This is a genomic window from Thiospirillum jenense (assembly GCF_014145225.1).
Classification (GTDB): Bacteria; Pseudomonadota; Gammaproteobacteria; order Chromatiales; family Chromatiaceae; genus Thiospirillum; species Thiospirillum jenense.
This window is the reverse complement of sequence record NZ_JABVCQ010000021.1, coordinates 21,403-44,916: the sequence shown is the minus strand read 5'-3', so window position 1 is coordinate 44,916 and position 23,514 is coordinate 21,403. Positions and strand designations below refer to the sequence as shown.

The following is a 23,514-nucleotide window of genomic DNA, read 5'->3' as shown; positions in this document are numbered from 1 at the left end:
TTGTTGGAAATTGTATGGTCAAGAATAAAAGATTTACCGTGCGATCTATTGGCGTAGTCATACCGCAATCGGTGCGCTAATCGGCGGATGCGGATTATAATTCACCCATTCGATGTCGTCACGAGTATAATCAAATAGTGTCGGCGGGCGGCGGTGAATCATCAATTGCGGCAACGGGCGTGGTGAGCGCCGTAATTGTTCTAATACGATGGTGTCAGTTAAATGATTTTGATAGAGGTGCAGATCACCAAAACTGATAATCAGTTCATTGGGTAGCAAGTCGCATTGCTGTGCAACTAAATGCGTTAATAGCGCATAACTGGCAATATTAAATGGTACGCCAAGAAATAAATCGGCACTGCGTTGATATAATTGGCACGACAAATAACCGGCTTGAACGTAGAATTGAAATAAACAATGACAGGGCGCCAATGCCATTCGCCCGACGGCAACATTCTCTTGCGGTGACAATGATGCCAGTGGTAAATCAGACGGATTCCACGCCGATACAACTAACCGTCGTGAATCGGGTGTTTTGCGAATATCGGCAATTAAATGATGTAATTGGTCAAGCGTTTTTTCATTCGGCGATTGCCATGCCCGCCATTGCTGCCCGTAAATAGGACCAAGTTGCCCATTAGGTGCTGCCCATTCATTCCAAATCGTGACGCCTTGCGTGGTTAAATCACAATTGTTGGTCGAACCTGATAAAAACCATAATAACTCAGCCACCAGACTTTTGGTATGAATCCGCTTCGTGGTTAATAATGGAAAGCCAATACGCAAATCAAACCGGATTTGTCGCCCAAATACCGAGCGTGTTCCAACGCCGGTGCGATCGGTACGATCAACCCCATTTTCTATTACATCACGGATTAAATCAAGATAGATTTGCATAGCATTTTATTGTAATCGTGCAGCAAATAAGTGATAAAGTTCAACGTTAGTTTCCTACTCATACTTTGTCTATTTCACACCGAATCTACTTTCTATTTGTGTGATTAACGCATCTGCTAATTTTAATAGGTGCGGAATATGTGAGTATGCTTGATTTAATGCGTCTAATAACACCATTGGGTCTTCAATATATTCGTGAACCATATAATTGCGCAAGGCGCGAATACTCATCCATACATCACTAGATTCTAACCAACCAAACCGTTCTGCTTTATCCAGATTATCCAATAACGAATTGGTTTTTTCACCTAAAAAATGCAATACATTAGGTAGCAATTTGTCGCCTAATGTATCTTGCAATCGCCCAAAACGTCCAACAAAGGCTTCAATTCTTTCAGCTAGTTCTTCGTTTTGAGCCAAGCTATTTATTTGTGCTAATGTCAATGGCTGCGCAAACAAACGGGTGGCGGTAGCATTCAGATGGTTGACTTCACGCCGCACAACACGGATTAAAAACAGCAAGCGTTCTGAATTAACAGTACGCACTGCAATCATAACAACTGACCCTCTTTTAATGCAGTGTGATGAATTGCACTCATTTGCAAATTCGGCGCAGCAATTAACACATCCACTTTACGCCCATTCAAAACTCGCATGGCACAGGTGGCGATACGGGCGGCTAATAACGCAGGCGTTGGCACTGGATTATTGAATTCAACTAACAAATCAACATCTCCACCGACGGCTTGATCGTTTAAACGTGAACCGAATAAGCGTATTGCCGCGACATCAGTTGTGCAATGCTGAATCGCTTGACGGAGTTGTTGGCGTTGTTGATTGGTTAAACGCATTGATCGAATAGCATAAGTTATTGACAGACAATCAAACTAAACCGCGTTTTCGGTAGTCAATCGGATTATGAGTGTCGTTCATCATCAGTCCAACAGCGCCAGCCTAGTGTAAAAAATGGCGATAATAACGGCAACAAAACCGCCAACATTGACCAATGTAATCCACTCGCTTGCCAACCACCGCTAGTCCAAACTGCCCAAATCAGCGCGACCATCTCTAATAAATAAAGCGGTAATAATAACCGCCAATAACGGGTCGTTGGGTGGCGCCAGGGCATGAACCACCAACCGGCAATTAAGCTCACAATAAATATGCTTAAACCCAATAAGCCAGCAATGAACTTGCCTTGCCAAAACGCAACGAGTGCGAGCGCGCATATCCAGACAATTGATCCTAACCAACCGCCCAGCCAACCAATTTTTTTTCCGCGTCGCGTCGGTAATTGCGGCATATTAAAACCAGTCACTCACTCATTAATTAAACAACTGGGTTGTTGGCGGTAATAATAACGATTTGCCTTGCATGATGTCAGATGGCGGCAATCCCATTAATGCGAGTACGGTTGGGGCAATATCCTGAATACTCCCGCCCGTTGTTAATTCCCAACGATCTGAATCAATCACTAAACACGGGACGGGATAAGTGGTATGGCGCGTGTGCGGATCGCCGGTGATTGGATCAATCATTTCATCACAATTCCCATGATCGGCAGTTAAGATCACCGAATAATTCGATTTGACTGCTTGATCTAATACGCGCCCCACTTCACGATCTAATGCTTCAACCGCCGCAATCACCGCTTCACGCACGGCGGTATGACCGACCATATCACCATTCGCAAAATTGACCACAATCAATGGATAATTACCGCTGGCAATTGCGGCAACCACTGCATCGGCAATTGCCGGGGCGCTCATTTCTGGTTGCAAATCATAGGTCGCAACCTTTGGTGATGGAATTAAAATACGCTCTTCACCTGGATAGGGTTCTGCCCGTCCGCCATTAAAGAAAAAGGTGACATGCGCGTACTTTTCTGTTTCGGCGCAATGCAATTGTGCAAGACCGGCATCACTTAATATTTGACCCAATGTAATGGTTGGTTGTTCATGGTCATACGCCACCGGCAATCCGTATTCTGCATCGTATTCCATCATGCAGGTAACGGCGGCAGTGGTGAATGAACCGCGCTCAAATGCAGTGAACTTCGGATCAAATAACGCCTGCACTATTTGACGTGGACGATCTTTACGGAAATTAAAAAAGATGACCGTATCATCATTGCCAATGCGCTCGGTACCGTTAATAATGGTAGGAATGATAAACTCATCATCTTCATTCGCCGCATACGCATCAGCAATTGCCGCCTGTGCGGTGGCTGCAATGCGCCCTTGACCATGCACGAGTGCATTAAAAGCAAGCTGCGTTCGGTCCCAACGTTGATCCCGATCCATTGCATAATAACGCCCAGCAACGGTGGCAATTTCACCATTCGCAGCGACGAGTGCCGCTTCCACTGACCCCAAATAATTTTTAATAGAACGTGGTGGCGTATCGCGCCCATCAGTAATCACATGCACAACCGGTTTTATTTGATGTTGCTGCGCCAGTTGAATTAATGCAATTAAATGATTAACGTGGCTATGCACCCCACCATCGGAGACCAATCCAATTAAATGTATCGGGCGTTTTTGTTTCGCAGCACGCTCAACTGCCGCAACTAAAACGGGGTTTATTAACAAACTGCGATCCGCCACCGCATCATCAAGCAACACTAAATCTTGGCGCACCACGCACCCCGAACCGAGCGTCATGTGACCCACTTCTGAATTGCCCATTTGCCCGTCTGGCAGGCCGACTGCCCGCGCCGATGCCTGTAATATCGTATGAGGATTGTGAGAAAAATAGTTGTCAAAACAAGGAGTTGATGCTAAAACAACCGCATTATTTGCTTTGGCAGGATTGACCCCAACCCCATCTAAAATGATGAGCAGCACCGCTCGGCGCAATGGTGTAACAGGCATTTGCATACAATCAGTTTCTCGCACAGATATTGAATTTGTCGGTAGTGTAACGCTATTTTCGTTATCATGCGCCGTCAAAGCGATCACTATTATCTATGGCAGCCCATGCAATAATGGGCTAGACTATTGCCGCGGGAATGCTGTCGTTTACAGCGTGTTCAATTAACATGTTTGTTATTATTCAGGAAGCAGTCTAATGTCCACCGAAAGAATTATCGCGTTTGTCATGGCCGGCGGTCAGGGATCACGGTTACAACCTTTAACATCAGCGCGTTCTAAACCATCTGTGCCATTCGGCTCACGCTATCGCATCGTTGATTTTGTATTAAGCAATCTAATTAACTCACAAATCCGCACCATCTATCTTTTGGTGCAGTATAAATCACAATCTTTAATTGAACATGTGCGTAAAGCCTGGACAATTTCTCCATTACTACCCGATCAATTTGTCACCGTCGTGCCGCCGCAAATGCGCACTGGCGCCAATTGGTTTCAAGGCACAGCGGATGCCGTCCAACAAAATATTAACTTAATTGAAGAACACGCCCCAGATTTAGTCGTTGTATTCGGTGCCGACCATATTTATCGTATGGATATTCGCCAAATGGTTGAGTTTCATAAAGCGCGTCAAGCCGGTGTTACCATTGCCGCATTACCAGTGCCATTAGAAGACGCAAAAAGTTTTGGGGTGATTGTTGCGGATAAAGATGGACGTATTCGTGCCTTTGAAGAAAAACCTACCCGGCCAACGCCTTTGCCAAATGATCCAACGAGGGCTTTTGCGTCAATGGGCAATTATGTTTTTGATACCAAACTGTTATTAGAAGCATTGCATGACGGGCAGCAGGCTGGTGAAACCGATTTCGGCGCACACATCTTGCCGCGTTTATTAGCGAATAATCAACCATTATTTGCGTATGATTTCGCCACCAATGTGATTCCCGGTGTCAAACCCTATGAAACCCGAATGTATTGGCGCGATGTTGGCGGGATTGATGCGTATTTTGACACGCATAAAGATGTGCTAGGTGCCGAGCCGGTGTTTGATGCGTTCAATCCCGATTGGCCGATTTATTCGAGCAATTATCAAGGCCCTGTGGCGCGTGTATTAGGTGGGCGCATTCAAAATACGCTCCTCGGCGCTGCGACCGTCATTCACGACAATTGTTTAATTAAAGATTCTATTATTAGACGCGAAACGGTTATTGAAGAAGATGTCGAATTAGACGAGTGCATCATTATGGATTATGTGCGCGTGGCACGCGGTGCAAAATTGCGACGTGTCATTGTAGATCGGCATAATAACATCCCCGCTGGTGCAAGAATTGGTTATGATCGGGCGATTGATAGTCAGCATTATCATGTCAGTGAAGGCGGCGTAACTGTCGTCCCTTCTGGACAGGTCAGTTATTTCGCTCGTGATGCGCGGGGTTGTCGGATGCGGGGTTATTCGGAATGAATGAAACCAGCGTCATGTCCGCACCGTTATTATTAAATGACGCGCCCCGTACACTATTAGTCACCGGTGGCGCGGGCTTCATCGGTGGCAACTTTGTTCATTGGTTATTGACGAATAGTACAGCAAGAGTCATCACATTAGACCAATTAACCTATGCCGGACATTTAGCAACGCTGGCTGATTTAACGACGCATCCGCGTCATGTTTTTATTCACGGTGATATTGGCAATCGTGAATTAGTGAGCCAGTTGTTAATTGATTATCACATTGACACGATTATCAATTTTGCAGCCGAAAGTCATGTTGATCGTTCTATTGACGGCCCCGCCGCTTTCGTCATGACCAATATTGTCGGTACCTTTAATTTGCTTGACTGTGCGCGTGCGTATTGGTCACAACTTGCCAATGAACAACGTGATCGGTTTCGGTTTTTACAAGTGTCGACTGACGAGGTGTATGGTTCACTCGGTGCGACGGGATATTTTAATGAAAATACCCCGTATGCACCGAATTCGCCCTATTCAGCATCAAAGGCCGCCGCCGATCATTTAGTGCGTGCTTGGTATCATACTTACGGCCTGCCAGTATTAACCACGAATTGTTCTAATAATTACGGACCCTATCAATTTCCAGAAAAATTGATTCCGTTAATGATTGCTAAAGCCGTGCGTGGCGAAGCATTGCCGATCTATGGTGATGGCGGGAATATCCGTGATTGGTTATACGTTGAAGATCATTGTCGCGGTATTGTGCGGGTATTGGAAGCTGGCCGAGCGGGTGCGGTTTACCCAATTGGTGGTAATAGTGAAAAAACAAATTTAGAGGTCGTGGATACACTCTGCGATCTATTAGATGCGCTATTACCACACTCGCCACATTGTCCGCACCGTCAATTGAAAACCTTTGTTGCGGATCGTCCAGGACATGACCGCCGCTATGCAATAGACGCCAGCAAAATAGAGCGTGAATTAGGCTGGTCAGCACAAGAAACCTTCACCAGTGGTTTGCGGCGCACAGTTGAATGGTATTTAAATAATCAATCTTGGTGTCAACAGGTAACGCAAGATAATTATGCAGGACAGCGTCTTGGCGGTGGTGTGAATAATTAAAATGGTGATAATTCATGGCAATGCGTAAAGGAATTATTCTTGCCGGTGGCGCGGGAAGCCGATTACATCCGCTCACCTTAGCACTCAGTAAACAAATGCTGCCGGTGTATGATAAGCCGATGATTTATTACCCATTATCAGTATTGATGATGGCGGGTTTGCGTGAGATTTTAATTATTACTACGCCGCATGATGCGCCAACATTTCAGCAACTATTGGGCAATGGATCGCAATGGGGTATTGCATTATCCTATGCAGAACAACCGCATCCTGGCGGATTAGCGCAGGCATTTTTAATTGGACGTGATTTTCTAGCTGGTGCCCCGAGTTGTTTAATTCTTGGCGACAATATCTTTTATGGTGGTGGATTAACGCCATGCTTAAAACGGGCTGATGCGCGTACTCAGGGTGCAACCGTTTTTGGCTATCATGTTAAAGACCCAGAGCGATACGGCGTGGCTGAATTTGATGCGCAGGGGCGGGTGATTGGATTAGAAGAAAAGCCACAATCTCCCAAATCAAATTATGCCGTCACTGGATTATATTTTTATGATACGCAGGTCTGCGATTTAGTGCGTGAATTGACCCCGTCGCCACGCGGTGAATTAGAAATCACCGATTTGAATAACCTGTATTTGCAAGCGGATCAATTGTTTTTAGAACGATTAGGTCGCGGGATTGCGTGGCTGGATACTGGTACGCACGAGGCACTCATTCAGGCAACCAATTTTATTGAAGCAATTGAACAACGTCAGGGGCTTAAAGTGTGCGCACCGGAAGAAATCGCATATTTTAACGGATGGATTAATGATGAGCAGTTAATTCAATTGGCGCAACCATTGCGCAAAAGTGGCTATGGCGAATATCTATTAAATCTTTTGCAACGTTCAGTTTAGCCCGATTAAACCCTAATGAATGTCATCTCCACTGCAATTCCAGACGTATTAATTATTGAGCCACAGGTCTATGGTGACGAGCGCGGTTTTTTTATCGAAACGTGGCAGCAGGAACGCTATGCCGCATTGGGTGTAGATGCTGATTTTGTCCAAGATAATCAATCGTATTCTAAATACGGTGTATTGCGCGGATTGCATGTGCAGCATCCGTTTGCACAAGGTAAATTGGTGAGTGTGATTCATGGTGAAGTGTTTGATGTTGCCGTGGATGTGCGATACGACTCACCGTTTTTTGGGCAGTGGATTGGTTGTTTATTAACTGCGCAAAATAAACGGCAATTGTGGATACCAAAAGGATTTGCACATGGCTATCTGGTGACAAGTGTTGACGCATTATTCACTTATAAATGCAGTGATTATTATCATCCTGAAACCCAGTTTGCGATTCGATGGAATGATCCAGCAATTGGCATTGCGTGGCCACAATTGACAATTGCACCGACGTTGTCAATAAAAGATGCACAAGCGGCATTATTAGCCGATGTTTCACCTGACCAATTGCCTGTGTATTCGACGTGAAACTGATTGTTCAAATCCCTTGTCTAAATGAAGAAAACACATTGGCGGCAACAGTCGCTGATATTCCCCGCTCTATTGATGGAATTGACACGGTAGAGGTGTTAATTATTGATGACGGTAGTACTGACCAAACCATTGCGGTGGCGCGGGCGGCGGGGGTGGATCATATTGTGCGCAATAAACGTAACATTGGATTAGCGCGTAGTTTTCGACGCGGGCTGGATGCGTGTTTAGCATTAGGCGCTGATATTATTGTCAATACCGATGGCGATAATCAGTATTACGGGGCCGATATTCCACAGTTAATTATGCCTATTCTGCGTGGTGAAGCAGATATGGTCATTGGTGATCGTGAAACCGCGTCTATTTCGCATTTTTCACCATTAAAAAAGCTATTACAACACTTTGGCAGTAGCGTGGTACGGCGATTAGCAGGCATTCAAGTACCAGATACGATTAGCGGTTTTCGTGCTTTTGATCGGGATGCCGCAATTCGTTTGAATATCGTGTCGTCATTTAGCTATACGATTGAAACGGTTATTCAAGGTGGCAAAAGACAATTAGCAATCGCAACCGTTAAGGTGCGCACCCGCGAAACAGCGCGGCCGTCGCGTCTATTCAAAACCATTCCGCATTTTATTCAAAATTCCCTAGTGACGATGATCCGCATGTATGCGATGTATCAGCCGTTGCGCTTTTTCTTTATTATTGGTAGTTTGCTGGTTATCGTTGGGTTAATGCCAATTGGACGATTTTTATTTTTTTATTTTGCAAATGAAGGTGCCGGTCATTTACAGTCGTTATTACTTGGTAGTGTACTGGTTATTATTGGATTAGTCACTTATCTTGTTGGATTAGTTGCCGATCTTATTTCGTTTAATCGCCAGTTATTGGAAATGACTTTAGAACGAGTTAAACGGCTGGAGTTGGGGGAATGAATTCGCTGGTTTGTGTTGTTATTTTTTGGGTAGTGCGTTATTTGATAGGTTAAACAATTTTTAACAGGAACAAACTTTTATGAATTGTCCAAAGTGTCAATCGGAAAGCATCATTAAAAACGGTTTTAACCGCTTAAACAAACAAATCTACCGTTGTAAAACATGTGGGCGTCAATTTGTTTTAAATCCAAGCAAAACGGCAATTAGTCAGGAAACAAAAGAGCGAGTTGATCGGTTATTATTTGAGCGTAATTCGTTGAGAAGTATTCAGCGCTGTATTGGTGTCTCTGCCTCTTGGCTACAACAATATGTTAATAACAAATATGCTGCAATGCCTCGCCAAGTCATAGTTCAAAAAAAACTGTAGGAAAAATGACAATTGAATGTGATGAGGTGTGGGCTTATGTTGGTAAACGTGAGAATAAACAATGGGTTTGGCTATCGATTGATCGAGATAGCCGAGAAATTATCGGTGTTCATATTGGTGATCGGAGCGAGCAATCAGCAAATAAGTTGTGGAAATCTTTACCACCAGTTTATCGGCAATGTGCAAAAATTTACACGGACTTTTGGCAGCCCTATCAAAGGGTTTTACCATCAAAACGTCACGCCGCTGTTGGAAAAGAAAGCGGTCAAACTAGTCATATTGAACGATTCAATAATACGCTCCGGCAACGTGTTTCTAGATGAGTGAGAAAAACACTTTCATTTTCAAAAAACTCGAAAATCATATTGGTGCAATATGGTATTTTGTTCATCATTATAATGCCACGTTACGAAAAGGGTTAACTGTTTAGGATGAGTTAATCCTATTAATCAACGCACTACCAATCATGTTATGTGGCAACCCCGCATCCTACGGTACGGTATTCATCAACAACATCAGAGTACGCGGGCCGGCAATGCCATCTGCGTCCAATCCGTGCGCGGTTTGAAAGCGCCGCACCGCCGCGATCAGGGTATCGTCATACTGTACCGCAGCCGCGGGTGGCACAGTCGCCACTGTCAACCCGCTGGGCGGCCAAGTCGCCAGTTGAGCGCGTAACCAGCGCACCGCCGCTGGCGTAGCCGCCCGCCCAATCACCTTGACCCCCGGCGGTGGCAGGCGCCATAAACACAGATAGTCACCTGACCAGCGCTCGTCGAGTGCCGCGAGTGGCAGGCGCTGCAAAACCCCTGAGTGTGCCAAAACCGCGTACTCTTCATCCAACCCGACCAGTACCGCGTAAACATTTGTTCCATTTGATAATTTCAGCGACAAGACCGCCGGCTGGTCAAAGCGGCGCAGTTCACTGAATCGCCCGTGCTGCGCAGTCTCGCACCCCAAACCGAGATCGAGCGCCTCAACTTGGGCGCAGGTTTGCGGTGGCGGGACGTGCAAGTTGGCGACCTCCCAGCGGTGCAACAGGGTAGTCAGGGCAGCACTCAGGTCGGCGGTGGTGACGGTGGCTAACTCAGTCGGGCTGAGGTCACGCACCGTCCCGCCCGGCGGCAGTTGACTGAGGCGCGGGGTGACCGGTGACGCGGGTGGTTGAATCACCGGCGCGGCAGTGGGTAAGGTGGTAATGAGCGCCGGCGGGACGTTTGGCAGATCGGGTAACAGCGTGGCAGTGGTCAGTGGTGTGGTTTTGCCCAGCCACACGCCGAGCGCGAGGGTGGCGATAAATAACACCATGCCGATGATGAACGGTCGCCAGCGCTGCAACGGCGGGACTTGTTTGGGTAACACTTGTCCGCGTACTTCATACGCAGCGCGGGTGACGATGGTGGCGGTGACTTGCGATTGGCGACTGACTGCTGCACCCAGGAGCGCACGGTCACAAATTAGGTTGATGATGCGCGGCACCCCGCCGGCGTGGCGGTGAACTAATCGCAGTGCTTGGCGGGTGAGTAGCGGGCGTTCGACCCCGGCGACGGCGAGGCGATGGCGAATGTAGGCGACTGTTTCACGCGGTTTGAGTGGGCGCAGGTGAAAGCGCGCGGTGATCCGTTGATTTAGCTGGCGCAATTCGGGCGCGGCCAGCAGAGTGCGCAGTTCGGGTTGTCCCACCAAAAAGATTTGCAGCAGTTTATGTTTAGCGGTTTCCAAATTGGTCAGCAGCCGCACCTGTTCTAGCACTTGCGGGTGCAGATTCTGCGCCTCATCAATCAGCACCAGCGGCCGCCGCCCGTGTGCGTGACAGTCGAGTAAAAAACGGTTCAACTGGTCAATATAAAATTTGGTGGAAAGCGGCTCGGTTGGATCGGGATTGGCATGGAGTTTGAACTCGTCACAAATCGCCGCCAATAATTCAACGGCAGTCAGCGTCGGGTTGAGTACCAGCGCGACCTCAACGCCGGCGGGGAGTTGCTCCAAAAAGGCGCGGCAGATGGTGGTTTTACCGGTGCCGACCTCACCGGTGAGCAGAACAAAACCGCCATTTTCGCTGGCACCGTACAGCAGATGCGCGAGGGCTTCACGGTGCTGTTCGCTTAAAAACAGGTACTGCGGATCAGGTGTGATGGCAAAGCTGGGTTCGTGGAGACCAAAATACTTGGGATACACAGGCGTCACTAACGGAAAGTTGGGCGGTTGGCGATGACTGACACACCGATTGAACAATTCTTTGCTAGTCTAGCATTGCTATATGTCAACGTCTGACAACTCATCTCAACCGGCGTTGAAAGCGGAGATTTTGCGCGGTGTGCTGGCGCAAAATATCGCTATGACGCGCCCTCGCGTCACACCACCGGTGACAATCACCGCTGACCCGGCGGCGGGTGTAGCGGCACCCATGCTGCAAGTCCAGCCGCGTCGGGGCTGGCGAATGGCAATGATCGCCAGTGCGCTACTGCTCATCCCGCGTCACCTCGGCTGGTGGGCGCCGTCACCGCCAACGCAATTAGCCATGTCGCCGCTGTCGTGGTCAACCACCGCGCCGCTGGCGTTACCCAATGATGTGACACATCCACCCCCGCTGTTTTCAACTCACCAAGTCTCCACGCCGCAGTTGGCAGACGCCTTGACGTTACCGCTGGCGGCGGCCACCCATGATGCCGCGCAGCAGTTGCGGCTCGAGGCATTACTCGCTGCACCGCGGATCCCGATTGCGACGCTATTTGGCTTACAATTTCGTACCATCGTCATTGACCCCGGGCATGGTGGCAGTGACCCGGGCGCGATTGGCCCGAGCGGGTTAACCGAAAAAGTGATCACACTCGACATCGCCCAGCGCCTGCGTGAACGATTACAGCGCCGCGACGGCTACCGCGTATTGCTCACCCGCCACAGTGACACCCGGCACACACTCAAAGAACGTGTGGCATTTGCCCGCACCGCCGGCGCCGATTTATTTATTTCGCTGCATTTTAATACGTTGCCGCAGCGTTCGGTGAATGTGATTGAAACCTATTATTTCGGCTCACAATCCGATCAACACACCGCCGCTATTGCCGCCGCCGAAAATCGTGGCTCCGAATTCGCGCTGGCAGAATTTAAACGTTTAATTATGAATATCGGCAATACGCTCAAAACCCAAGAATCGCGTGATTTGGCCATTGCATTACAGGCAGCATTGGTAGAAGATTTAACGGTACAGAGTAGTCAAGTGATCGATGCCGGTATTAAAACGGCGCCCTTTGTTCTGTTATTAGGCGTAGAGGTACCGAGTGTTTTAGTAGAAATTTCATGTTTAAGTCATCCCGCAGAAGAACAGCGGTTAATGACCAGCGCCTACCGCAATCATATTGCCACCGCATTAGAACGCGGTTTAGTTTCCTATCTTGAAAATCAATGGACGACACGGCCTTCGGCCACTGGAGAATCAACGCATGTCGGAGTTAAATCAGACTGAACAAACAGATGAAGTGCTTTATATGGGCATTGATCTTGGCACCTCGCGCTCGGTGGTGTCAGCCAGTAATGGTATTGAAGCCTCTGTTTTAAGTTTTGTTGGCTGGCCAAAAGATTTTGTCGCCCGCCGCAACCTTGGTAAAGATATTTTATTTGGTGATGAGGCATTGGAACATCGCCTCGCACTCAATCTTTACCGCCCATTAGAAGGCGGCGTATTACGCGAAGGCACCGCGCAAGATGAACAAGCCGTCGCGGCGTTAATTGGGCATTTAATTGAATTGGGCGGTGGTAAAGGCCGCCAATTGCGCATTGCCGTCGGAGTACCTGCCGAATGTTTGCGCATTAGCAAATTGGCAATTAAAAACGCCGTCGGTGCCTATGCAGACAAATTAATGGTGGTCTCCGAACCCTTCTCCGTGGCCTATGGAATCGGGGCATTAGATAATGCGATGATTATTGACATCGGCGCCGGCACTGCCGATTTTTGTATTATGCACGGCGCCGTACCCGAAGATAAAGACCAGCGCAGTTTATTAAGCGCCGGTGACGCCGTTGATACCCACCTATACAAATTATTGAGTGAACGCATTCCCGAAGCTGCATTAACGCTCAATATGGCGCGGCAATTCAAAGAGACTTATGGGTTTGTCGGCATGACCGATAAATTAGTCAAGGTGAAATTACCCGTCGCCGGCAAAATGGTGACTTACAACATCACCGATGAAGTGAACCGCGCCTGCACCCACATCCTACCACCCATTATTGAAACAACAATGGACATGATCGGCTCGGCTGATCCGGAATATCAGGAACGCCTGCGCAATAACATCTTATTAGCGGGCGGCTGTAGTCAATTTCGCGGCTTGGCTGATTATCTAACGCGGGCAATGGAACCCTTTGAACCATGCCGCTTTTCTTGCGTTCCCGAACCCTTGTACGCCGGCGCACGCGGTGCATTAGCGTTGGCACAAGACATGCCGGAAGAATACTTCGGCAAATTATAAGCGGGCGCACTCCGAATTAAAAATGGCGGTCGTGTGGCAATACAAAGGATTAAACATCTTGTCCCTTTTCAAAATAGAAAGGGGCAAATAATGCGCAAAATTAGCAATGCGGGTGTTAATGAACATTAGCGCGGGTAGTGCAATTGCGCGACACAGTCCCAGCGCGATTTTATTATTATGGGCGCTGGCGGCAGTAGGCGCCCCATTTTTGCCACTCACGCCCAACCTAATTGATTTACCACAGATTTTAGCCCCACCCAGCGCCGCCTGCTGGCTCGGGAGCGACGATCTAGGGCGCTCCATCGCCGACCGCCTACTCTTCAGCGCCCGCACCGCCTTCATCATCGGCATCGGCGTCGTGGCAATATCCGCCAGCATCGGCGCGGTGTTGGGCGGCATCGGCGGCTACCTCGGCGGCTGGTGGGATTTAATCCTCGTGCGCATCATCGACATTTTTTTAGCATTTCCGGGACTATTACTCGCCATCGCCCTCGCCGGCTTACTCGGCCCGGGCATCGGCAACCTCATCATCGCCCTGACCACCGTCGGCTGGGTCGGCTACGCCCGCCTCGCCCGCGCCCAAATATTGTCGCTGCGCCACCGCGACCACATTTTCGCCGCCCGCGCATTAGGCGTTTCTCATTGGCGCATCATTAGGCGACATTTATTACCACTTGCACTCGCGCCGTTAATTGTCGAAGCCACCTTTGGTATTAGCGGCGCCGTATTAGCCGAAGCCAGTTTATCATTCCTCGGCCTCGGCGTTCAACCACCGACCGCATCATGGGGCAACATGATTCGGGATGGCGTCGCGTATTTATTAGTTGCACCGCATTTAGTCATTGCCCCGGGCGTGACGTTATTCTTGGTTGTATTAGCAGTGAACCTCGCCGGCGACCAATTGCGTGACCGTTTAGATATTCGCAGCCACGACCGTATCAATTGACTTCATTGCGGCGCCTGAGCAATGAAAATTAACAGTTGCATTCACATTTACATCGCCAAATGCAATCGCTGTTGAATAGTCGCGTATAGCACCTGCATATCCAGCGGTTTATTCAAAATGGGCGGATGTTCACCCAAATCCTGTTGAAATTCTGAGCCACTCTCCCGCCCCGTCATTAAAATCACCGGCAATTCCGGCCGCGCTTGCGTTAATTGCCGCACCAATTTCACGCCATCCATGACCGGCATGGCAATATCCGACAAAACCAAATCAAATGCCGGCTGCGTCTGTAATACCTCTAATGCCGCGGCGCCGTGTATTGCCACCGTGACCCGAAAACCCGCCGCCGTTAATAAACGTTCTAATGAATCGCGCACCCGCGCATCATCATCAACCAATAGTAACCGTAATGATAAATGCCCAAGATTAGTCATTAGCGGCGCATTATCATCAGTAGAATCAATTGCATAAGACCGCGCCGGTGGTAATAACAAATAAAAGGTCGTTCCCTGCTCCGGTTGCGATTCAAGATCAAGTGCTGCCCGCGTCCGCGTAATAAACTCTTGCACCATAAACAAACCTAAACCATGCCCACGTTGCCGTGCTTTAGTTGAAAATAAAGGTTCAAAAATACGCGCTAACACTGCCGCACTCATTCCATAACCCGTATCACGCACACGAATAACAATATGCTCACCATTCGGCGCGCTACCAATCCGCACTGCAATGGGTGGCGTTGTCGCTGCATAAGCAGTGATAATCAATTCACCACCGTGCGTCATTGCATCACGCGCATTTAATGCTAAATTTAATAATGCAGCCTGTAAAAAAGCGCCATTGCTATACACACATAAATCAGGTTCCACTGTCATAGTCAATGCAATACTGCTGGGCAAAATTTGTCGCAGAATTGCCGTTAATTCGTTTAATAATGGTAATAACACGACGGATTCCAATGTAATACCGCCGGCACGACTTAATGATAACAACCCAGAAGTCATCACCTTTGCATGACCAACTGCGCTGCGCGTTTCGTTGACGACTTCAATTAACTCTTCCGTTGCACTTGCATAATTATCATCATCAGCTGTCGCCATTGCAGCTTGCTGAATTGTATTATCAATAAAGTGCAAATTAGCATCAATCGCACTCAACAGATTATTAAAATCATGGGCAATACCACTGGCGAAGTGTCCAATCGTTTCCCGTTCTTTTGCCGCGACTAAATCCTGTTGCACCCGTTGGTCATAGCAAACCGCTGCAATACGCTGGGCAATTAACCGTAATAACTGACCGTCTAATCGTTCTAAATAATTGCGCGGCTGACGACTCCATAACGCTAAAATATTCTGCATACCGGCCGTTGGTTCACTACCAATTTCTGGAATCACCAAAATAATACAGGCGTGATAACCCAACTGTTGTGCGATAGTGGGCAACATTGGTGCTAATAATAATTGTGGAGCGCAGGGCGTTTTACACAATAATTGTATGCGTTCGTCAAATAACTGCACCGGTAACTCTGCTAGTTGTTTATTATTAGTTTCATCATAGCTGTGCATAGCAACCGCCACCAAAGGCTGATAACCAACCTTTGTATCAAATCGCCCCAAATGACCAGCATGTGCATGAAAACACGCACATCCAAAGCGAATAAGTGCAAGAATTTCTTCTTCGATAGGTAATTGTCCCGCGCTAATATCAACTAATTGTTCTAAATGTGTTGTATAGCGTGTGACCTGTTGTTCTAAATGCCGCCGATGCGCCATTGCCTCGCGTAATTCGGTAATATCTTCCACCATCCCAAGTGGTAATGGCGGTTCATGTTCATGCCCGGGTAATAAATTGACCCGTAAATCGCCCCACACAATGTCACCATTCGGCCGCACATACCGTTTTTCAAGGCGATAGCCAGTGCGCTGCCCCGCTAATAATTGCGCAAATAATGGATGTTCACGCTCGTTATCTTCAGGGTGGACTAAATTGTCAATTGATTCGCCCGGTAAACTTTTAATTTCCCGCCCGACTAAATCTGCAAATGCCGGGTTAATATAAATTAAACGGTGTTCTGTATCCATCACTGAAATGCCAATGGGCGCCGTGTCAAATACAGCACGCAGGCGTTGTTCACTGGCACGCAGCGCACGATCACTCCGTTCACGACTCAGCGCATTAGCAAATAGATTACCTAATACCTGTAAAAAGCGCACATCGCTTTCACGCCAAACATGCGCCATATTAATCAATTCAAATCCAATTACGCCTCTTAATTCAGTACTATCGCAAACTGGAATAAGGACTAATGATTGCACCCCAGCAGCAGTCAACCAATGATATTCGGCCGTCCATTCATGTGCCAATGTGGTGACTTCAGAAATCACCACTGGTTTTTTATGATGCAAGTCTTTTAAGATATTTGGTAAACAACCAAACTGTACCTGATGTAAATTGGCTGGACGCTGACTAATCCCTTCGGCAGTCCAGCAATAAGATAAACCAAGTGTTTGTGATTCATAATCCATCAAACCGAGATAACTGCGTTCCGCACCAATCAAATGACTAATTTGTGCAAGCGTGTGGTCAATTGCCGTCGCAATGTTATTGCAACTAGGTGTTAATAATTCAGCAGCACAATCAATCAGCTGCCGTTCAAGACTTTCACGTCGCACTAAATCCAATTCAATTCGCTTGCGCATAGTAATATCAACATGCGTACCAGCAACAACTAATGGCTTACCCTGTGCGTCACGCGCTACAATACGTCCCTGATCTAATACCCACACCCAATACCCATCTTTATGCCGCATTCGTACTTCACAATCGTAGCGATCGACATAACCGCGTAAATGATAATCCATTAAAATGTCGCTAATATCCAGATCATCAGGATGCGCTAATTGTCGCCAAGTTTGAATATTTAGTGGTGTCAGTTCAACCAATTGATAACCGCAAATTGCCGCCCAATATTCATTAAAAATAGTTTCGCCCGTATTTACATTCCATTCCCAAGTACCAAGACGCGGACCCTCGATGACATTGGTTAATCTCTGGCGCTCAATTGCTAACGCTTGAGTAATTTGTTCACGCGCTGTCACATCTAATAAAATACCCTCGAAACCAATGAGTTGGTTGTCAACATAGTGTGCACGGGTTTGGGTTAATAAAATGCGTTCAGTTTGATTGGGTAACACTAACCGCACTTCTTCAATCATTATGTCATCCTGATTTAATTGTGCGAGGGTGGCAACGCGTAAGCGTAAACGGCGACGATCACGCGGATGAATACGCGCAATAAAATGCTTCCATGATGGTTTAATGTCCTCCGGATGATAACCCAGCAAATAATATGTTTGGTCTGACCATTGAATTTGATTAGTCGCCCGTTCTAAATACCAACTCCCCATATTAGCAATCCGTTGCGCCGATGCCCAACGTGCTTCACTTTGGCGCAAGTGTAATAAAGCCGCCTCTGTTTCTTGATGTTCATGTTCTAAAGTTTGAAAATTGTGAATGAGTGTTTGTGCAATTGCAGTTAATGTTTGTGCTAATTGTTCTGCTTCAACAAATAACAAGCGGGTCGGCGCTGACCAACGTAAGTGATGATGAGTGGCAACGGGTAAGGTCTGTGCGCTGGTAATTAACATTCGCAATTCTTGAGCAATAGATTGGCTACTCCAGCGTGCCAGCTGAATTGCACCCAATACACATAGCAACAACAATGCTAATGTTTGTGTAATGGTACGTTGCACATTTTTAATCAATTCAACCGCACTTAATCGAATCTCAATGATCCCGCGTGTCGGATCAGGACAGGTGAGGTACAATAAATAAGTTGCGTGTTGATAACCACCAATTTGTGAATGCCAACCCCGATTTTGTGGTAATTGTAATTTTAAAACGCCAATGGAAAAAGATGTATTGGTTGGCAATACTGGCAAGTATTGTAAAGATACCTGTGTGTTCGTTGTGAATAGTGTATTTAGCCAGGTTTGTATAATTGGTAGCAGTGTTATCGGCGTGGATTCAGACAACACTGATTGATGTGTGCGTATGACTTGCTGTGTCATGCGATGTAATTGGTGGGTTAATTGTAATTCTTGTGTCACCATCGCATGGTGACTGTACCACATAGCCAGTAATGTCGTTGGCAATAACGTCGCTGATAATAAACTATGAAATAGTAAGTCAGTAATTGCAACTGATCGGCATTGACGGCGTAATAAATTGTTGCTAACAACTAATAAACCAGCAATTCCTGCATTGAAAATACCATTCAGAGATAACCCTAATGTAATTAGTATAACTTGTGGCCAGTCTATCTCTAATGCAAAACGATAGCTTAAGATTGTTAGTGGGATTCCCAGCGCAATCCAATAGCGAACGCTGGCAATCACTAATGGTGGTAATGGTTGTTGTTGGCACTGAGCGCGATGAATTTGCCAGGCAATAGCGGCGATTTCACCAATAAAAATTAGCATGGCATACCCATGCGACCAAAGTACTATGGTATAAGCACTGCTCACTGTGGCAACAATGAGTCCTGCACGAGTTCCAAACCAAACTAATGTCAAGAGCGCGGCAATTGAACCGAATAAAATGTCAACGCTAAACAATGGCGATATATGCCAAGCGTTGCCGACAATAGCAATGATAGTTAAAATGATAACTGGAATAAACTGCGCTTTAGGTTGGAATTGATTGAATATTTTCATTATTCTCTTACTTAAATTTAAGTGTGCGGGGCACTATATTTTAACTATAGTTGCGTGATGCAAATAAGCGATAAAACGACTTAGTTTATTGCAATTGGTGGTTTAACAGGGTTAATTTAAATAGCGCTCTGTGGATTTGTAGAATGCCGTGTATTTGCGAACCGCATCAATCGTGGCAATTCAATTGATGCGATTCGTTTTTCACCGCATCCTACGCAAATTCAATTGCATCATGCCTGAGTGTTAACCAAACCAATTGCAACATTCAACAAAACAATAGTAAATCAGCCGTGTTGCATCAATAAAGAATTTAAGCGTTATTGGAGTAGTAATTTGAGTGCAATCAACACTAGCACAATACTAAACCAACGTTTTAATGCTGTGACTGCGATGCGATGTGCGAGGCGGGTTCCAACAGTGGCCATTGGAATACTGGTCATCATAATTGCCACTGCTGCCGGCCAATAAATAAAACCAAGACTGTGCGGTGGTAATTCTGGTTGCTGCCAACCATGAATGATAAAACTGATGCTGCCCGCAATTGCAATTGGAATACCACAGGCGCTTGAAGTGGCGATTGCATTGCGGATATTGATTTGATGACGTACTAAAAATGGGACGGTTAAGGTGCCGCCACCAATACCAATGACGGCTGATACTGCACCAATCACGGCGCCTACAGTAATAATAACGTTGGTTTTAGGGAATGAACGTTGTTGTGTGATTATTGTTGGTTGCTGAAAAAGCTGCCATGCAATGATGATTAAAAACACACCAAATAGGTGGATTAACCACCAATCAGATAACCAACTCGCGGCGCTTGCTCCGAACCATGTGCCGAGTAAAATACCCGGGGTGAGTACTTTTACAATTTTCCAATGAACGGCGCCGCGGCGGTGATGTGCAACTGTGGCAGCAGCGGCAGTGCCGATGATGGTTGCTAATGAAGTTGCTATAGCCTGGTGGGGGATAAAAACGTCACTAATTTGGAAGGTTGTCAATACGAAAATTAGCGCGGGTACAATAACAATGCCGCCGCCTATTCCAAATAATCCGGCGAATAAACCCGCTAACATACCAATTAATAAATAGGCAAGCCATTCCATTGTGGGGTGTGTTATTGCGCTATCAGAGTGCGTTTTTTGATAAACAAAATGTTGTTATGCCGTGAATGATTGCAATGCTGATGTGAGTAAGTGATGTGTGCATTAATAAATAAGTCAGACAATTGCAGTGGAATTGCTTGCGGTCACTCTTTCGAGCAACAAGAGACATCATGCTGCTTTATAAACGGATTGCCGCAGTTTTTTTCACACTAACCCGCATTACTATTTCTTATCAAGCCGCGTGTTTAGTTGATTGATTGCCGCCCAATCAGTGGTCAATAAAAAAGCCGATTCCAGTTAATCCAGAATCGGCTAATATCTTTCCTAAAATGTGGAGCGGGAAACGAGACTCGAACTCGCGACCCCAACCTTGGCAAGGTTGTGCTCTACCAACTGAGCTATTCCCGCTGCGAACAGGTAGCCATTCTAACGATTGCACGACCGTTGTCAACTATTTTTCAACTTAGGTCACGCATAAGCAGTACGCACCTGCGCGACCACCGCGTGTAGTGCCGCCTGTTCGGGTTGCGTGTCACCAATTAACCAATCATATAATAACGGGTCAGGATAGGTGAGTAAATGAATAAATGCTGTTTGTTGCGTTGTCTCTAATTCAATAAAATGCGCTATGAAAAAATGTGCTAATAATAAATCCAGTTCAAGCATCCCGCGCCGGCATTGCCAATGAACACGCCTGAGTTCTGTGGCGGTGATTGTCATTATTAGACTTGACCTAATTAACTGGTAGATACTTGACCAACAGCGCTAAACGCACCAATTCAGCTAATGAGTTTGCCTGCATTTTATCCATGACGCGGGCGCGATGCACTTCAATTGTTTTAGCACTGACGCCAAGTTTTGCGGCAATTTCTTTATTCGATTGTCCTTCCGTGACCATTTTCATCACTTCATGTTCACGCGGTGTAAGACTAGTGAGACGTGCCGCAATTTCGTTGCAGCGGGTGCGCAATGTGCGCTGTTTTTCATCATGTTGTAAAGCATTACGAATACTGGTCAACAAATTGTCGTCATTAAACGGTTTTTCAATAAAATCTACCGCGCCCGCTTTCATTGCTTTGACTGCCATTGTGACATCACCATGCCCAGTAATAATAATGACCGGTAAACGAATTGCAGAGCGTGTGAGATATGTCTGTAACTCCAACCCGGTCATGCCCGGCATCCGCACATCTAATAATAAACAGCCAATCCAATCTAGTTCATACGCGGCAAGAAATTCATCAGCGGAACTGAAGGTGCGCACCTGCATCCCAACGGATTCAATTAACCATTGCAATGAACTGCGCATGGCTTGATCGTCATCTACCACAAAAACCCAGGGCGTGTCATTAGGCGTTAACATGAGTGGTATTGTACCTGAAACAACTTAGTTGCTATTGTGTTTTTTGTGGCTTTATTTAATTAAAAGTTTTATTGAACAATACGATTATTTTTTTGTTGAGTATAAACCCATGCGTAAGCATTATTAAGACTGGTCATACGAGCAGCTAAAAAGCGATACATATAATCAGGTATTTTTAAATAGACAAGTCTCCGAGGATCGAGATTGAAATCAAAAGGTTTTGCTGTATTAAAACGCAGGTTGTAAAACATACTGGCTGCCGTTGTCATCCGTTCAAAATCTAAACAGTCGCACTCGGCCGTTAATGCGCAACATGTTTCAAGTAGCAAATCAATATCATACTTTTTCAGCATTTCTAGTTTCTCGTTAATTTTCTGGTGCGCAATAGCAACGTCAAATTGGAAACGACTGGCATATTCTTGAAAGAGTTTTGTTTCACTTTTTTGATTAAACTCAGATAATAAACTAGATTGCGTGAACCCTTCTGCGGTTAATAAGCAACTTTTACCAGAACAATCCATAAACAGACAAATGAGCACGATGCTTTCAATAAATTGCTGATCGCCTTTAAACTTGACGAGCCGTTCTTTCAGATTTTGGTAGTAATGCTGAATAGAAAGATAGTGTCTGCCATTTAATGTAATTGGTGCATTAAAGTTGTTCAGTGAATCGCTGCTAGATGAAGCAGAGTTCTTTGCTTTTGAGGTTTTTTTATCCTTGACTTCGGCGATGATAATTTTATTATCCAACTGCGTTTTAACTTCACAGATTTGACTGAGATGCCAATGATCGGTCACATTCGATGTTTTCAGATCAAATAGGTATATTTTACTGTGATTTATTACCGATGTTATGTGTTTTTCTTTTTCACTGTCGCTTGACAAGCACTGTAAATAATAGCGCCCCGCTGGTACGGGCATGTTTTGAAAAAGCATTGCTTTATCCTTTAATACTGACTCATCAGTTTCCGTATTAGGTGTATTTTCAGCTTCCAACAACTCTAATAGATGCTGTATGTCTTGCGCATGAGTCATGGCATCCATGAGTGCAATTTTTCTATCTATGATAACGAAATCATTTTCGTAAATATGACAAAAATCAGATAATATGAATTGAAAATCAGCTTCTGAAATCTTGTCTTCCATGAAACATACTTCGGCAGTAATTCTGTTTTTTAATTTTTTATAACTATTTATGCTGGCCGAATATTCTTGTTGCAAACTATACACTTCTGCAATCATCGCTTCAATTGCCCATGCACATTCCATTCTTCTTAACCGCGCCGGTAAATTGGTATTATTGTAATCCTGCCGACTATCATAAATCGCAAGTGCTTTGCGAAACATTGAGATGCTTTCATTCAAGGCTAGGCGTTTATTGTCTGGGTTAGTCATTAAAATAGCAGATTTCATTTCTTCTACGCCTTGCAAGTAGTAATGAAATCCTTCAGACAAGCGTTGTTGCTGTTGCTGATCGAGTAAATTGTCAATTTTTTCTTGAACGAAAACCTTTAAATCTAAAAAACCAGTATCGAGCTTTTTTTCAATCCTTTTTAACGACTTTTGAATGAGTAGCAATTGAAAAACGCTCACTGCTGACAACGCACACCCCATCGTAGCCGCAGTACCAATCGCCGTTAAAGAACTTTGAATGGCAGATAGCATCACCGTATGCTGATCTAGGGTTTCCTGTAATTGATTGATACCTTCTTCAATGTCATATTCAAAGTAATCTTCAACAGCATTTTTTGCGATAGGAACTATTGCTCTAGCAGCTAATATAATAATTGGGATCATT

At 45.9% G+C, this 23,514-nt stretch carries 19 protein-coding genes, 1 tRNA gene and 1 pseudogene; 9 read left to right on the top strand and 12 right to left on the bottom strand.

All coding sequences use genetic code 11. From position 1 onward, the window contains the following. Positions 1-57: 57 nt before the first annotated feature. The 5 genes from HUK38_RS10130 to gpmI form a co-directional block, all read right to left on the bottom strand. A complete protein-coding gene (locus HUK38_RS10130; RefSeq protein ID WP_182584212.1) occupies positions 58-897 on the bottom strand; it encodes a thymidylate synthase in 840 nt (279 codons plus the stop codon). Between the two features lie 69 nt (positions 898-966). After that, positions 967-1,452 (bottom strand): hypothetical protein, encoded by a 486-nt coding sequence (locus HUK38_RS10125; protein WP_182584211.1) that lies wholly within the window; start codon positions 1,450-1,452, stop codon positions 967-969. Further along, complete coding sequence (locus HUK38_RS10120; protein WP_194374866.1) at positions 1,449-1,748, bottom strand: nucleotidyltransferase domain-containing protein; 300 nt, start codon at positions 1,746-1,748, stop codon at positions 1,449-1,451. Before HUK38_RS10120 ends, HUK38_RS10125 begins: the two co-directional genes overlap by 4 nt. 65 nt (positions 1,749-1,813) lie before the next feature. Further along, positions 1,814-2,200: a hypothetical protein gene (locus HUK38_RS10115; RefSeq protein ID WP_182584210.1), complete on the bottom strand. Its 387-nt coding sequence runs from the start codon at positions 2,198-2,200 to the stop codon at positions 1,814-1,816. A 22-nt stretch (positions 2,201-2,222) separates the two neighbouring features. After that, complete coding sequence (gene gpmI, locus HUK38_RS10110) at positions 2,223-3,776, bottom strand: 2,3-bisphosphoglycerate-independent phosphoglycerate mutase (RefSeq protein ID WP_182584209.1); 1,554 nt, start codon at positions 3,774-3,776, stop codon at positions 2,223-2,225. 190 nt (positions 3,777-3,966) lie between these two features. Between gpmI and HUK38_RS10105 the strand changes: the two genes are divergently transcribed. The 6 genes and pseudogenes from HUK38_RS10105 (at position 3,967) to HUK38_RS10080 (ending at position 9,548) form a co-directional block, all read left to right on the top strand. Next, positions 3,967-5,229 (top strand): glucose-1-phosphate adenylyltransferase, encoded by a 1,263-nt coding sequence (locus tag HUK38_RS10105; RefSeq protein WP_182584208.1) that lies wholly within the window; start codon positions 3,967-3,969, stop codon positions 5,227-5,229. Beyond that, complete coding sequence (rfbB, locus tag HUK38_RS10100; protein WP_238787582.1) at positions 5,226-6,338, top strand: dTDP-glucose 4,6-dehydratase; 1,113 nt, start codon at positions 5,226-5,228, stop codon at positions 6,336-6,338. Before HUK38_RS10105 ends, rfbB begins: the two co-directional genes overlap by 4 nt. 14 nt (positions 6,339-6,352) lie before the next feature. Further along, a complete protein-coding gene (gene rfbA / locus HUK38_RS10095) occupies positions 6,353-7,234 on the top strand; it encodes a glucose-1-phosphate thymidylyltransferase RfbA (RefSeq protein WP_182584207.1) in 882 nt (293 codons plus the stop codon). A 15-nt stretch (positions 7,235-7,249) separates the two neighbouring features. Continuing rightward, entirely contained in the window at positions 7,250-7,813 is a 564-nt protein-coding gene (gene rfbC, locus HUK38_RS10090) for a dTDP-4-dehydrorhamnose 3,5-epimerase (protein WP_182584206.1), read from the top strand. After that, the gene (locus HUK38_RS10085; RefSeq protein ID WP_182584205.1) at positions 7,810-8,751 is read left to right on the top strand and encodes a glycosyltransferase; all 942 of its coding nucleotides are present in this window, start codon (positions 7,810-7,812) and stop codon (positions 8,749-8,751) included. The genes rfbC and HUK38_RS10085 overlap by 4 nt, the downstream gene beginning before the upstream one ends. Positions 8,752-8,830: 79 nt before the next feature. After that, positions 8,831-9,548, top strand: a pseudogene (locus HUK38_RS10080) (IS1 family transposase). Between the two features lie 59 nt (positions 9,549-9,607). Here the strand turns inward: HUK38_RS10080 and HUK38_RS10075 are convergent. Then, complete coding sequence (locus tag HUK38_RS10075) at positions 9,608-11,353, bottom strand: AAA family ATPase (RefSeq protein WP_194374865.1); 1,746 nt, start codon at positions 11,351-11,353, stop codon at positions 9,608-9,610. Between the two features lie 25 nt (positions 11,354-11,378). Between HUK38_RS10075 and HUK38_RS10070 the strand changes: the two genes are divergently transcribed. The 3 genes from HUK38_RS10070 to HUK38_RS10060 all read left to right on the top strand — a co-directional run bounded on the left by HUK38_RS10070 (position 11,379) and on the right by HUK38_RS10060 (position 14,536). Beyond that, positions 11,379-12,584, top strand: a complete 1,206-nt coding sequence (locus tag HUK38_RS10070) for an N-acetylmuramoyl-L-alanine amidase family protein (protein WP_182584203.1) — start codon at positions 11,379-11,381, stop codon at positions 12,582-12,584. Then, a complete protein-coding gene (locus HUK38_RS10065) occupies positions 12,562-13,590 on the top strand; it encodes a rod shape-determining protein (protein ID WP_182584202.1) in 1,029 nt (342 codons plus the stop codon). The genes HUK38_RS10070 and HUK38_RS10065 overlap by 23 nt, the downstream gene beginning before the upstream one ends. A 118-nt stretch (positions 13,591-13,708) precedes the next feature. Further along, positions 13,709-14,536: an ABC transporter permease gene (locus HUK38_RS10060; RefSeq protein ID WP_182584201.1), complete on the top strand. Its 828-nt coding sequence runs from the start codon at positions 13,709-13,711 to the stop codon at positions 14,534-14,536. 47 nt (positions 14,537-14,583) lie between these two features. On the opposite strand, the gene HUK38_RS10055 is transcribed toward HUK38_RS10060, so the two are convergent. From HUK38_RS10055 to HUK38_RS10030, 6 genes are all read right to left on the bottom strand, one after another. Beyond that, on the bottom strand, positions 14,584-19,248 hold the full coding sequence (locus tag HUK38_RS10055) for a PAS domain S-box protein (RefSeq protein ID WP_182584200.1): 4,665 nt from the start codon (positions 19,246-19,248) through the stop codon (positions 14,584-14,586). Between the two features lie 317 nt (positions 19,249-19,565). After that, positions 19,566-20,354, bottom strand: a complete 789-nt coding sequence (locus tag HUK38_RS10050; RefSeq protein ID WP_182584199.1) for a sulfite exporter TauE/SafE family protein — start codon at positions 20,352-20,354, stop codon at positions 19,566-19,568. A 332-nt stretch (positions 20,355-20,686) separates the two neighbouring features. Further along, positions 20,687-20,762, bottom strand: a tRNA-Gly gene (locus tag HUK38_RS10045). Positions 20,763-20,822: 60 nt separating this feature from the next. Beyond that, positions 20,823-21,074 carry an FAD assembly factor SdhE gene (locus tag HUK38_RS10040; RefSeq protein ID WP_182584198.1) on the bottom strand — a complete coding sequence of 84 codons (252 nt, stop codon included), beginning with the start codon at positions 21,072-21,074 and terminating at the stop codon, positions 20,823-20,825. Between the two features lie 13 nt (positions 21,075-21,087). Beyond that, on the bottom strand, positions 21,088-21,717 hold the full coding sequence (locus tag HUK38_RS10035) for a response regulator transcription factor (RefSeq protein WP_182584197.1): 630 nt from the start codon (positions 21,715-21,717) through the stop codon (positions 21,088-21,090). A 68-nt stretch (positions 21,718-21,785) separates the two neighbouring features. Continuing rightward, positions 21,786-23,513, bottom strand: coding sequence for a hypothetical protein (locus HUK38_RS10030; protein ID WP_182584196.1), 1,728 nt, complete (start codon positions 23,511-23,513; stop codon positions 21,786-21,788). Position 23,514 lies beyond the last annotated feature (1 nt).